The organism is Sporosarcina sp. SAFN-010 (assembly GCF_059415065.1).
In genome coordinates this window covers 464,599-478,609 of the sequence record NZ_JBPFDS010000001.1, presented here as the reverse complement: position 1 = coordinate 478,609, position 14,011 = coordinate 464,599, and the positions used below count along the sequence as shown (strand labels likewise).

Sequence of the window (14,011 nt, the reverse complement as noted above, 5' to 3'; positions counted from 1 at the left end):
TTAGTTCATAAAGTTATAGGTGGTGACTTGTATGAAAAAATATATTGCTAGCAGAGTTGGGTATATGTTGTTCACCTTTCTAATCATTGCGACGTTTACATTTTTCTTAATGCAGACGCTACCGGGATCTCCCTTTAATGACGAACGATTATCATCAACTCAAAAAGAGGTATTAAATGAACGATACGGATTAAATGAACCATTGTCTGTTCAATATTTTAAATACCTCGGGAATATTACGAAAGGCGATTTTGGAGTGTCTTTTCAATTTGATGGTAGATCTGTCAGTAGTATTATTGGTGAGCGAATAGGTGTCTCGGCAATATTAGGTGCACAATCCTTAATAGCAGGGATGATTATAGGTCTTTTCTTAGGAATTATAGCTGCTTTGAGGCACAACACATTCATTGATTATGGAGCCATGGTTGTAGCTGTCCTTGGATTATCGATACCGAACTTTGTATTGGCAGGTCTTCTCCAATACTGGGTAGGTGTAAGACTCGGATGGTTACCAGTTGCGTTCTGGGAAGGTTTTGAATACTCGATCCTCCCAACGATTGCGCTTGCAGCATTTGTAGTTGCTACTATGGCTCGATTTATGAGAACAGAAATGCTGGATGTACTGGGCAATGAATACATTACAACTGCAAGAGCAAAAGGAATTAAGGAATATACGGTAATTCTGAAACATGGTTTACGTAATGCGATGATCCCGATAATAACGATTTTAGGGCCTTTAACCGTGTCATTAATGACTGGAACATTAGTAGTTGAAAAGATATTTAGTGTACCTGGCCTAGGGGAACAATTCGTCAAATCTATTTTAACAAATGACTATCCGGTTATTATGGGCGTGACATTATTTTATAGCTTGTTATTTATCATTGTCATATTAATTGTGGATCTTTTGTATGGCGTGGTAGATCCGAGAATTCGTCTTTCAGGAGGTGGGCGTCGTGAAGGTAAATGAATTTGAATTAACAGATGACCTATTTGAAGAGTCAGGGAAAGAGTTCGAAGAGAAGAAAATTATGAATCGCCCATCATCCACTTTTTTGAAAGATTCTTGGATTCGTTTAAGAAAGAATAAAGGCGCATTTACGGGATTGATCCTCATTGTTTTGATTATGTTTCTTGCGGCTTTCGGACCGTATATGAATTCACACGGCTTTGATGAACAAGACCTAACGAGAACGAATTTACCGCCGAAGGTACCTGTATTGGAGAATTTACCTTTACTAGGATTAAGTGGTGTTGATATCCGCGGGACCGATCAATACGCTGCAAAAGAAGTGACTGAATACTATTGGTTCGGTACGGATGATCTAGGAAGAGATTTATGGACTCGGATATGGCAAGGTACAAGAATTTCACTATACATCGCGTTTTTAGCGGCTACATTAGATTTGGTGATTGGTGTAGCTTACGGTAGTATTTCTGCATATTATGGAGGTCGTATTGACAATGTAATGCAGCGGATTATCGAAGTGCTGATGGGGATTCCAAACCTAATTGTCGTCATCCTCTTGATTTTGATATTAAAGCCGGGAATTCTTTCGATCACTTTGGCAATGGTAATTACAGGGTGGGTAAGTATGGCTAGAATCGTACGAGGTCAGGTCTTGAAATTGAAGGGCCAGGAATTCGTTTTAGCTTCACTAACATTGGGTGCTAAAGATAAAAACCTCATTTGGGGCCATCTTATACCTAACTCATTGGGACCAATTATTATTACAACAATGTTTACAATTCCGTCTGCGATTTTCACTGAAGCTTTTCTAAGTTTTATCGGGTTGGGACTTCAACCACCAATCGCTTCACTTGGAATGATTGTAAATGATGGTTTTAAAATGTTGAAGATATATCCCCATATGCTCATGTTTTCTTCTGTCATTATCAGTTTAATTATGATCAGTTTCAACTTGCTTGGTGATGGTCTTCGGGATTCGTTTGATCCGAAAATGAAGAAATAGAGGTGAATAAAGATGGAAAGAATCTTATCCGTTGATGATTTACATATCTCTTTTGACACGTACGATGGGGAAGTGCGTGCTGTCAGAGGAGTTACATTCGATTTATACAAAGGTGAAACGTTAGCCATTGTTGGTGAATCAGGATCAGGAAAGTCGGTTATGTCAAAAAGTATCATGGGTTTAATACCAAAACCTTCAGGACGGGTTGTCAAAGGGACAATTAAGTACCAAAATCGTGACATCACTAAAATTTCGAACAAAGAATTAAGAGAACTCAGAGGATCTGAAATATCAATAATATTTCAAGATCCCATGACCTCACTGAACCCGACAATGACGATTAACAATCAAATTATGGAGGGCATTCTCGTCCACCAAAAAATAACGAAAAAAGAAGCGGAGAAAAAAGTAGTTTCTTTGTTGGAATTAGTAGGAATTACAAATGCTGCGGACCGCGTGAAACAGTATCCTCATCAATTTTCTGGTGGAATGCAACAGCGTGTAGTCATTGCTATGGCATTAGCCTGCAACCCTGCCATATTAATAGCGGACGAACCGACAACAGCTCTTGATGTAACAGTTCAGGCTCAGGTTCTTGAACTGTTAAAAGATATCCAAAAGAAAATGGATACATCTATTATTTTTATTACGCATGATTTAGGTGTTGTTGCAAATATAGCTGATCGGGTAGCGGTTATGTATGCAGGGAAAGTAGTAGAAATCGGGAAGACGGACGAGGTTTTCTATAATCCACAACATCCGTATACAAAAGGATTATTGGCTGCGATGCCTGACTTAACGATTGATCAAGAAGAATTGAAAACTATTCCAGGATCTCCACCTAATTTGTTATATCCACCGCCCGGTGATGCGTTTTCTTTACGAAACGAACATGCACTTAAAATAGATTTTTTACATGATCCACCGATGTTTAAAGTAACTGAAACGCATTCTGCCGCGACTTGGCTATTGCATGAAAAAGCATCCAAAGTTACAAAAGAAATAAAAGGAAAGCAACGAGTGAAAATAGCTATCAGCGATCAAATGCCAAAAAAAGAAATCGGAAAAGAAAAGTTACTGGAAGTTAAAGAGCTGAAGCAGCACTTTAAGAGTGGTAAAAATTCAGTTATTAAAGCTGTCGATGGTGTTTCTTTTGATATATACGAAGGAGAGACATTTGGTCTTGTGGGAGAGTCAGGATGTGGAAAGTCAACAACGGGAAGGACTTTAGTTCGTTTATATGATGCGACATCTGGTGAGGTCTATTTCAAAGGTGTTGATATTCATAAAAAAAATGTGTTGAACTTAAACAAAGATATTCAAATGATTTTTCAAGACCCCTATTCCTCACTAAATCCACGGTGGACGGTAGCTGACATTATAGCTGAGGGAATGGATATCCACGGTTTATATACATCAAAAGCCAATCGAATGGAAAAGGTGTATGAATTATTAAAAACAGTCGGCCTTGCTGAAGAACATGCCAATCGATACCCACATGAGTTTAGTGGAGGTCAAAGACAGCGTATAGGTATCGCACGAGCACTTGCTGTAGATCCGAAATTTATCATTGCGGATGAGCCAATCTCAGCACTAGATGTTTCAATTCAAGCTCAAATTACAAACTTACTGAAGAAACTTCAGAAAGAGAAGAACTTGACGTATTTATTTATCGCCCATGATTTATCAATGGTGAAGTATATTAGTGATCGGGTTGGTGTTATGTATCAGGGGAAACTTGTTGAAGTGGCTGATAGTGATGAGTTATATGACAATCCGTTACATCCATACACTAAATCATTGTTGTCAGCCATACCTGTTCCGGACCCTGAAGTTGAGAAGAAAAGAATTAGAATACCTAAAGGTGAATGGGCCATCGAATCTGAAGATTGTAAACTCAGGGAAATAACTGATGGGCACTGGGTTGCGTGTACTGAAGACGAGCTCGATTCGTATAGAAGTAAATCAGAAGATACATCTCTTTTGGTTTAATAATTTTTCAATAAGGACTGTATATGATGGGGAAAAAATCGGTCATTACTATTAGTATTATTTGTTTGATAGCGCTGGCATTCTTATTACTAGATGTAAGTACTGCATTTTGGGATGTCTTTTTTCTCCTGGGATTAGTGGTATTCATGGTGGGTGGGGTACTTTTATTGCTGGAAAAAGGAATATTCGACTTCTTCTTTTATAGCTTTAAAAAGTTCTTGAAGACCTCTTCGAAAGTAGAGAAGTACGTATCCGAAGTGAATGATGAAAATGAGTTTGCAACATCTACAGCCGAAAATGCTACAATTTCACGAGCTATCCTATTCGTTGGAATCTCAATTATCATTGTTACGACAGTTTTTCCAGTATATCTCTTGTAATGAGTGAAAATGAAACACAACAGTATTTATCCTGACAATGGAGGGGAAAGAATGAGTAGAATTGCGAAACTTCAAAACCAACTTGAGGAATTAAAGATTGATGGGTTAATGATTAATGGCGACTGGAACCGAAGATATGTAACAGGTTTTACAGGAAGTAACGGAGTTTTACTTATCACGAAAGACGAAGTTATTCTCATAACTGATTATCGCTATTTTGAACAAGCAAAAAATCAGACGGGTTTACACGTGGTTTTACATTCAGAGCACACAGGCCATAAGCATAAAATTTACGATGAAGTAGCAAAGCAAATTAATAGAATGGGTATAAACCGACTTGGGATTGAACAACAGCATCTAAACTTCGGGAACTACTCCAAATTGGATGCACTAACCAATTGTGAAATGATTTCAACTTATGACGTGGTAGAAAACCTAAGGATGGTTAAGTCTCAAGAAGAAATCGAAAACATTCGCACATCTACCAAAATTACAGATGGAGCCTTCGTGCATGTATTAGACTTCATCCGTCCAGGTATGACGGAGTTGGAAGTCGCCGGGGAATTAGAAAGCTTTATTAAGAATCAAGGTGGAGTTACTTCAACTTTTAGTCCGATTGTAGCATCCGGAAAACGAGCATCCCTTCCACATGGGCGTGCAAGTGACAAAGTCATTGAAAAAGGTGATATGATTACAATCGATTTCGGGACAAACTACAATGGCTATTGGTCCGATATTTCCCGAGTTGTATCTATTGGTCAGCCGAGCGACAAAATGCTGGAAGTACAGCAAGTCGTTCTTCGATCATTCACTAACTGTGCAATGAATATTAAACCAGGATTGACAGATCGGGAAGTCGACAAATATATGCGGGATGTCTTAATTGAAACCGGCTATAATCAACTTTCAGGAACAGGTACGGGTCACGGTATCGGACTTGAAGTACACGAGAAGCCACTATTCTCCGTGGACTCTGAAAAAATTCTGTTGCCAGGCATGGTTATTACGATTGAACCGGGTATCTATCTACCCGAAGTAGGTGGAGCCCGTATTGAAGACATGCTGCTGATCACAGAAGAAGGCTGTGAAGTATTGTCACCGTCTACGAAGGAATTAGTTATTCTGTAAAACTTTTTACTGGAACCTAGGTTATTCATCAACCCATACAAAATCCCACGGAAAAGCTGAGATATCATCTTTTTTGTGGGATTCTCTTTTTTTATAAATATATGAAAAAAGAATCCAATTCGGTTAAGGTTATTGCGACTAAACAACAACCATAGAAAGGATTATTCAAACGGCTACTTTATTGCAAAATACCCTGCATTTCAATCGTCAAGTAAATTTTTTACGGATGAAGGTGCCCTTTCTTCCCATTCAGGTAAATTGCTAATCCGTGAGTTTAATAAAAAAACGGTTTAGCGGATAAAATCACTGAGCGCCTGCAGTTACACGATGAAGGTTTCATCGCCTTAACTAGAATACCAACTTATTCTTAGAGAGAGTGGCCTTGAGGTGCCTGGATTGTACGATTTACGTGAGGTAGAATCGGAGTTTTACATCATTCGCTTAACATCAAACGCCAAAATGAAAGCACTCTGGGAAGAACTGCACCTAACTGAACATGACCAAGAGAGAAGTCTTCCTCAAAACGTACTTTTCTTCTATTTATATTCAACATTTCTTCTGTAATTACATAAAAGAACAAGGCGCACATCGAAAACTCCAATATGTACAGCTAGTTTTCAAGAAACGTAATTTGTAGTTTGGATATGAATAAATCATGAATTAGATTTCTTTCTCCAGTTTGAAGTGACAAACAATTAAATTTGAATTATTGGCATAAATGTTGCAAGATATTTTTAGAAGGGGAGGAATATTACTATGTCAAAATTGGATCATTTACGCACCACCTTACGAACAAAACAATTGGATGCAATCATCGTAACGAACGATCAAAATCGTCGCTACTTAACAGGCTTTACAGGTAGTGCGGGTACAGTGGTTGTAACACAAACGAACGCTTTTTTGCTTGTGGATTTCCGATATACTCAACAAGCAGTGGATCAAAGTGAAGACTTTGAAGTTAGGGAAATTGATCGGAAATATTTATATGAAACAATCCAACAGTTACTTGATGCGGAATCCATCCAAGCAGTAGGTTTTGAGCAACATCATGTTACATATTATGTGTATCAACAAATGACAAACAAGATATCCGCAAAATTACATCCATTAGCAAATTCTGTAGAGGATTTGCGCATGATTAAGACGGCGAAAGAGATTGAACTTATTAAAAAAGCGGCTGTGATTTCAGACAACGCATTTACACATATCTTAAATTTCATTAAACCTGGTGTAAAAGAAATTGAGATTGCAAATGAATTGGACTTCCATATGCGGAAAAATGGAGCTTCAGGGGCGGCTTTCGATATGATTATCGCCTCTGGTCAACGTTCGGCCTTACCACATGGTGTAGCGTCTGAAAAAGTTATTGAAGCGGGGGACATGATCACACTCGATTTCGGCGCCTATTATATGGGCTATCGTTCAGACATGACAAGAACAGTTGCAGTGGGTGAGCCTCCTGAAAAGCTGAAAGAAGTCTATCAAATTGTTCATGAATCCCTTCAAAGAGCACTGGACAATATGAAAGCGGGCATTATGGGAAAAGAAGTAGATGGCTATACGCGAGACTTTATCAAGGAAAAAGGCTATGGAGATAACTACGGACATGGCGTTGGACATGGAATTGGTTTGGATATTCATGAAAATATTTTCATGTCAACAGTTAGTGAGGACATATTAGAAGAAAATATGGTGTTAACTGTAGAGCCAGGAATATATATTCCAGGACTTGGCGGTGTACGGATTGAAGATGATGTCATCATAACGACAGACGGCGTTGAAATCATCACTCATTCACCTAAAGAATTAATTATTTTGTAACATGCTATTCATAGTTGAGTAGGAAAATTTGTAATTCATTCGTATGGCATATTAAATTGTGTCTGAACCTTTAGTTTACAAGTGTATGTATCATCTTCCCATCTAGATAAAGAGTTAAAATGTGACGGATTTCCTTTTTAGGGAAATCTGTTTTTTAAATTTTTTATACACTTTCCTTTCTGGTGTCCATTTTTTTTACATGAATCAGCCGTTTTTAGTTGGATGCGTAAGAGTTTCAGCACATTTTGAAAGGCACAGCTATTTAGCGAGTCGGAATTTTAAATGCACGCAAATCCTTTCACTTTAACATTTCGAATTTTGTTCGTCAGTTTGTTACACATGCAAGAACCCATCCAGTTAGGTATTATTAACTGACAGACAGGCAAATCGAAAAAGGGGTGTAATATTGGAAGACAAACTATCGGTCTATCTAAATGTTGTAAGTGGTTATAGTCCTGCCGTAATTCCTGATACAGATAAATTTACTTTTATCAGCAAAAAAACGGGAGCTCCTCAAGCATATCTATGGACAGGTGCTGATGATGACGTACAATTACTCGGTCAGTTTGAGGATCGGGTCATGTCGGTCTATCATTCTCCTTCTGGGAAACAAATGATTGTGGGAATGGACAATAGAGGGAATGAAAAGCAGCAGTTTTATTTAATGAAGGAAGATGGAGGTTATGAAGCTCTTGTTCTTTCACCGGAGCATTTTCATAATTTTGGTGGCTGGAAATCCGATGAGCGTAAGATTATGTATGCCAGTAATAGACGGAATATTGGTTACTTTGATATTTATGTATTGGATTTATCAACAAGGAAAGAAGAACTCGTTTTGCGATTTAATGGAAAGTGCACACCTGTTTGTTGGCTGAAAGATGACGAAAATAAAATAGTCATTTCCATTCAAGAAACAAATATCTTTAAATCATTGATGATTGTCGATTTGGAAACTAAAATGATGACCAAAATTGGTTCAAGTGAAAGTCAGGCAAGATATCAATCGCTGGTAATTTCGGCTGATGGTAATACAGGTTATGTGCTCTCTGATATGAATGGAGATAAGTTAGCTCTTTACCGTTTTCAAGTGAGTAATCCCAGTGAATTAGAGCAACTGTCTATGGATCTGGAGTGGGATCTAGAAGAAATTTCGCTATCCCTTACAGATGATAAATTGATTGTTAATGTGAATTCAGGAGGAACGTCGATTCTTAAGGGGATTGATTTACTAACAAATGAGGTTATCGTCTTGGAAAATATTCCGGAAGGGGTCATTGATTCGATTTCATGGATGGATGATCAGCGGCTACTATTCGCTGTTAAGAGCCCATTGATGCCTGGTGATATCTGGAGTTATGATTTACATGAAAAGAAAGGTGAACGTTTAACATATTTCGGAAAGTGTGAAGAAATCGAGCATTTACTAACACAGCCTGAAGTGTGTAAGTTCAGCTCTTTTGATGGCTTGAAAGTTCCGTATTTTTACTATGCGAGAGAACAGAAGCCGAAAGCAACAGTTATTTACGTACACGGTGGGCCCGAGAGCCAGATTCGGGCTGATTTTAATCCGGTTATCCAATACTTAGTTTCCAAAGGTTTTGCCGTAGTCGCTCCGAACGTAAGGGGAAGTTCTGGATACGGTAGAAACTATATTCAATTGGATGATGCGCGTAAACGAATGGATGCTGTTGCGGATCTAGCAAGTCTAGTAGAAAATCTGGTTCAAACGAAATCAATCGAGCGAGATCGAATCGGGATTATGGGTCGAAGCTATGGTGGTTTCATGGTACTTGCTGCGCTGACGCATTATCCTGAAATTTGGGCAGCAGGGGTAGACATTGTAGGGATTTCACACTTTAAAACGTTCTTAGAAAATACTGGGCCATGGAGAAGGAAAATCAGGGAATATGAGTATGGAAGACTTGGTGTTGATGATGACTACTTTGAAGAAATTGCACCACTTAATCATTTGGATAAGATCCAAGCACCTTTACTGGTCTTTCATGGAAAGAATGACACAAGAGTCCCAGTTAGCGAAGCAGAGCAACTGACTAAGCAAATGTTAGAAATGGGAAAAGACGTGGAGCTAGTTGTTTTTGAAGATGAAGGACATCAGACAGAAAAAATAGGAAATCATATTTCGATGAATAGCCGTATTGTTGAGTTTTTTGAGGAGACGTTGAAAGCTGGCGTTGGTCTTTGACGTTTGATATGCATTCACACTTTAACAATCGACGCTAGTTGAAAAAGCCACGACCTCAAGAGAAATTCTCCTTGAGGTCGTGGCGCTTTTTAATATTGCTCAAACTTGGTACTTACACTTTAGTGTTTTTCAACTCATAATTCTTAAAAATCTCCCCAGCGATCCCCATAGCTTGAATGGCTTTCGGGAATCCGACATAACCAGTGCAGTGGATGATGATTTCAATGATTTCTTCTTGAGTCAACCCAATGTTTAGGGCGGCTTGGATGTGAACCCCGAGCTGGTCAAATGCGCCTTGAGTAATAAGTGTTGTAAGTGTGATGTATTCGCGTTGTTCCATTGTGAGTGTATTTCGAGCATACAGATCTCCGAAACCTGATGATACAATCATGTCCCAGAAATCAGGTGAGATTTTTTGAATGTTTCTCATACCTGTTTGTACCTCTTCAGAAAATAGTTCGTTCATTACGTACGATCCTTTTTCGTAGCGCTCATTGTTATCCATATTATTGTCTCCCCATCGTTGGTGGTATTTCGTGTTCATCGACTAATGCTTCTATGACGAAAGGTTTATTCGTTTCTTGAATACGTGCGAGTGCTTCTTGAATCGAAGTGGAAACTTCTACTGGGTTATGGCAAGTAATCGCCTCTAGCCCCATCGATTCTGCGAATTTAGTGACGTCAAGAGGGGTTTCATAAATACCTCCAATGGATGTCCCAATCATTTTCCTCATTCCTTTTTCTACCATATCCAATCGACCGTTATTAACGACGATGAATAGCACCGGGGCATCGTAGTTATATGCAGTGGACAATTCCGTTCCGTGCATGAACATACAACCGTCTCCGACTAAGCAGACAATTAGCTTTTCAGGGGCTGCAAGTTTTGCGCCAATAGCATAGCCGATTCCATTGCCCATGGCACCAAAGATATCATCAAAGAAGAAAGTGCCAGGTTTGTAGATGTCAAAGTGTTGGATGCCATAGAAAGAATGGCTGCCATCATCCCCGAAAACAATTGCCTCCTCTGATAGTGTATTCCGCATCGCTTTCAGTACTTGGACAGCCGACATGCGCTTTCCAGTAGTGTTTTCTTCGAGTGGCTTCTTCTCGATTTTCGATAGAAAAGAATCGTGATCTGTTTGGGGAATATCTTTCAAGATCGCAGTCAAGTTCGATTTGATATCCCCCAGTATTGGAGTGGTAGGTACTGGAATTGATTTGCCTATGAATGTTGGATTGTAGTCGAAGTGAAGAATGCGTTCTGGATACATTGCTTCTGATAGTCCGGCTATTGACATGTCGCTGAGTTGTGAACCGATAACGATAAGCAAATCGACTCCTTCACTGAGATAAGACGAAGCTTCAGGCGTTCCACCTAATCCGAAAGCGCCTAGAGAAAGCGAGTGATTAGAAGGGAACGTTCCTTTTCCACCTGGCGTCGTAATCACAGGGATCTTCCAATGCTCTGCGAGATGCTGGACTTCTTCGTAGGATTTGCTGGAATGAACGCCTTTTCCAAGGAAAAGGAGTGGTCGTTTCGCATTACTCAGTTGTTCCGCTACCTCACTTGTTTTCGGCGAAATCAGCTCATAGGACGTGGGGAATTCAAGTAGAAATGGTTCGATCTCTTCCAGCAAAATGTCAAACGGAATGGACAAGTGCACTGGTCCTTTAACACCAGAGACCGCTTTCTCTAGTGCATGCTCCAAGAAAGGCTTCAGCATATCCCCGCATTCCACCCGGGCACTGAATTTTGTCACCGATTGAAACATATCTGTCAGATCGGTTCCGAAAATGCTTGAGTCTTGTCCCATCGCTTTCCCCGTATCTTTCATCGAAGGATGTCCTGTTATGAGTAAAAGAGGGATATTGGATGCTTTTGCTTGTCCAGCAGCGGAAAGTAAATTAGTGCCGCCAGGGCCAGATGTCCCTACTGCAACACCAATCGTTTCAATCATTAACGAATACCCTGACGCTTCATATCCTGCTGCACCTTCATGTTTACTAAGTACGAATTCCATTTCATAACTTATGAGTTCAAAAAGAATGGGGGAAACGGCCTTCCCTGGAATGCCGAAAACATGATGGATCCCCCAATGTTTAAAATTTTCAACTAAGACTGATGCAACCTTCTTCATACTCCACTCTCTCCCTATACCAATTAATGTAACAAATAGACTTTCTCGATTTCAGAAGCAGGCAGTGGCTTGCTATAGAAATAGCCTTGTATGATATCGCAGTTGTGTTTTTTGAGAAAATCTAACTGTTCTTGTGTTTCAACACCCTCAGCAATCACTTCTTTATGAAGATTGTGCGCAAGTGTTATCGTAGCAATCACAATAATCGCATCACTTTCGTCATTCGTCAGTTCACTGACGAACGATTTGTCGATTTTAATGTAATCGATCGGAAAATTCTTAAGATAGTTTAGCGAACTATATCCTGTACCGAAATCATCGATACTAATACCGATTCCTAATTTCTTTAGCTCTTTCAAAACGTAAATGGAATATTCGTATTCCATCGCCATATTCTCAGTGATTTCTACAACGAGATACTTAGGATTAAGCTCTGTACGCTCCAGTACTTCCTCTACATAGGAAATTAGATTACGGGTCAAAAATTGCTGAGTCGACAAGTTTACGGAAATTTTAACAGGTGTCATTCCTGAATCTTGCCACTTTTTGTTTTGCAAACAGGCTTCGTTGATGACCCACTCACCAATTTGAGTGATGAGACCATTTTCTTCAGCTAGTCTGATGAAACGTCCAGGTTCAAGCATTCCTAATCGGGGATGGTGCCAGCGGATCAGCGCTTCAAATCCTATTAAATCTCCTGTGATGTTATGAATTTGTGGTTGATAATGCAACACGAATTCATCATTCTCAAGCGCATTGCGTAATTCGATTTCAAGGACGGATTCTGCAATCATTTCATCCGATAAGTCGCTAGTATGGATGACGAATTGATTTTTACCTTGAGCTTTTGCCTGATACATAGCGTTATCCGCATATACCAAAAACTTTTCCATGGAAAGGGGATGGTCAGGATAAATTGCAACCCCGATGCTGACAGTCGTGTGTAATTCTTTTTTGTTCACAAGAAAAGGATCATTGAAAAGATTAAGAATCTCTTCTGCTTTTTGTATCACGTAACTCGGGTTGTCAAAGTCAGTTAGTAGAAAAATGAATTCATCCCCGCCCATTCGTGCGAGCGTATCGTTTTCTCCGAGGGAACTCGTCAAACGTTCACTAACCTTGTGAAGTAGCTCATCTCCGTATGAATGACCAAAGTTGTCGTTAATGACTTTAAAGCGATCCAAATCGATAAAAAGGAGAGCAAGTTGGCGGTTTTGACCTGAATTGATTTCATCAATGACTGCTTCCATTTCATTCTGAATATATCTTCTGTTCGGAAGGAGAGTTAAATCATCGTGGTAAGCTAAGTAATTATATCTTTCTTGCGTGTTATATCGATTTGAGATATCTCTGAACTGGCCGAAAGCCCCTACCATTTTGTCTTCTTCAAAAATAGGCTGAGCATCAAATAAGCAGACTACCTGTATCCCGTTATCATCTTTAAATTTGATTTCTTCATTGTTAAAGGTTTTTCCATCATGCAAAACCTTTTTGAAATACTCTCCTGTGATCGAGGAATCACAAATATTTCTACCTATGACAGATTCTCTACTATTATTCGATATTTTTTCGGCGAACTCATTAAATTCCGTTGTAATACCGTTTTCATCAGTAATGACAATTCCATTCCTCGTTTTCTTAAGCATGATCTGGTTTAAGATATTTAGTTTACGATTTTGCTTACGAAGAAGTAGTTCACGTTCAATCGAATCTACCACTTGGACAAGCATTGAAAGATAGAGCGGATTTTGAAATTCAATAGGCATCATGATTGAAATACTACCCAATAAATTATTCTCTTCTTTATTGTGAAAAGCTGTCCCATAACAAGCGATTCCATAGAGAGGTGAATGATAATGTTGCTTTCCAATGATGCTGATAGGATGCATTTGTTGCAAGGACAGACTCACCACATTTGTACCTGTATCCTCCAGTGTGAATTGTGCCCCAAGCTTAATACCAAATTGGTCACTCATCGCTTTGATTGTTTCATCACCTTCAGACGAAAGTAGATATCCATTTTCATCTGAAACGACGACTAGAATGGGTGTCCCTTTTAAGGAGTTCAGCAATTTATTTGAAAAGAAACTGACGACAGATAAGATTTCACTATACGTCATTCTCTTCTCTTCAAATTCTGACTCGCTTAAGAAATGTTTTGGGGCGGACATTTCATTTGAATTCATTCCTGCCTCTTCACACATTTTATTGGCCGCTATAATGTATTGAGGGTCTGACATCCTTTGAATCTCCTCCTAACCTTCTTCGAGATGAATTGTGTAGCTATAGTAATTAGATACTATTATTAGTTCTAATAAATTATATTGAATACTCCGTTATTAAGCATTTTAACACGTACATTAAGACTAGTAT

General features: G+C 39.1%; 10 protein-coding genes. 7 read left to right on the top strand and 3 right to left on the bottom strand.

All coding sequences use genetic code 11. The features are described 5' to 3' along the window. The first annotated feature begins 31 nt into the window (after positions 1-31). The 7 genes from opp3b (at position 32) to ACR65F_RS02285 (ending at position 9,497) form a co-directional block, all read left to right on the top strand. Positions 32-970 carry an oligopeptide ABC transporter permease gene (gene opp3b, locus ACR65F_RS02315; protein ID WP_039042207.1) on the top strand — a complete coding sequence of 313 codons (939 nt, stop codon included), beginning with the start codon at positions 32-34 and terminating at the stop codon, positions 968-970. Further along, positions 957-1,973 (top strand): oligopeptide ABC transporter permease, encoded by a 1,017-nt coding sequence (gene opp3C, locus ACR65F_RS02310; RefSeq protein ID WP_440503087.1) that lies wholly within the window; start codon positions 957-959, stop codon positions 1,971-1,973. The genes opp3b and opp3C overlap by 14 nt, the downstream gene beginning before the upstream one ends. Before the next feature lie 12 nt (positions 1,974-1,985). After that, positions 1,986-3,965: an ABC transporter ATP-binding protein gene (locus tag ACR65F_RS02305; protein ID WP_440503085.1), complete on the top strand. Its 1,980-nt coding sequence runs from the start codon at positions 1,986-1,988 to the stop codon at positions 3,963-3,965. A 23-nt stretch (positions 3,966-3,988) separates the two neighbouring features. Continuing rightward, positions 3,989-4,345: a DUF3899 domain-containing protein gene (locus ACR65F_RS02300; protein ID WP_082003307.1), complete on the top strand. Its 357-nt coding sequence runs from the start codon at positions 3,989-3,991 to the stop codon at positions 4,343-4,345. A 51-nt stretch (positions 4,346-4,396) separates the two neighbouring features. Further along, positions 4,397-5,473 carry a M24 family metallopeptidase gene (locus ACR65F_RS02295; protein WP_440503084.1) on the top strand — a complete coding sequence of 359 codons (1,077 nt, stop codon included), beginning with the start codon at positions 4,397-4,399 and terminating at the stop codon, positions 5,471-5,473. Between the two features lie 756 nt (positions 5,474-6,229). Beyond that, positions 6,230-7,294, top strand: a complete 1,065-nt coding sequence (locus tag ACR65F_RS02290) for a M24 family metallopeptidase (protein WP_440503082.1) — start codon at positions 6,230-6,232, stop codon at positions 7,292-7,294. 406 nt (positions 7,295-7,700) lie between these two features. Continuing rightward, positions 7,701-9,497 (top strand): S9 family peptidase, encoded by a 1,797-nt coding sequence (locus tag ACR65F_RS02285; protein ID WP_440503080.1) that lies wholly within the window; start codon positions 7,701-7,703, stop codon positions 9,495-9,497. A 112-nt stretch (positions 9,498-9,609) separates the two neighbouring features. Here the strand turns inward: ACR65F_RS02285 and ACR65F_RS02280 are convergent, their stop codons facing one another. From ACR65F_RS02280 to ACR65F_RS02270, 3 genes are read right to left on the bottom strand one after another with little or no spacing between them, the layout of a single operon-like run. Continuing rightward, the gene (locus tag ACR65F_RS02280; RefSeq protein WP_440503079.1) at positions 9,610-10,002 is read right to left on the bottom strand and encodes a carboxymuconolactone decarboxylase family protein; all 393 of its coding nucleotides are present in this window, start codon (positions 10,000-10,002) and stop codon (positions 9,610-9,612) included. 1 nt (position 10,003) lies between these two features. Further along, the gene (locus ACR65F_RS02275) at positions 10,004-11,638 is read right to left on the bottom strand and encodes a thiamine pyrophosphate-binding protein (RefSeq protein WP_440503077.1); all 1,635 of its coding nucleotides are present in this window, start codon (positions 11,636-11,638) and stop codon (positions 10,004-10,006) included. A gap of 23 nt (positions 11,639-11,661) precedes the next feature. Continuing rightward, positions 11,662-13,878 (bottom strand): EAL domain-containing protein, encoded by a 2,217-nt coding sequence (locus ACR65F_RS02270; protein WP_440503075.1) that lies wholly within the window; start codon positions 13,876-13,878, stop codon positions 11,662-11,664. Positions 13,879-14,011 lie beyond the last annotated feature (133 nt).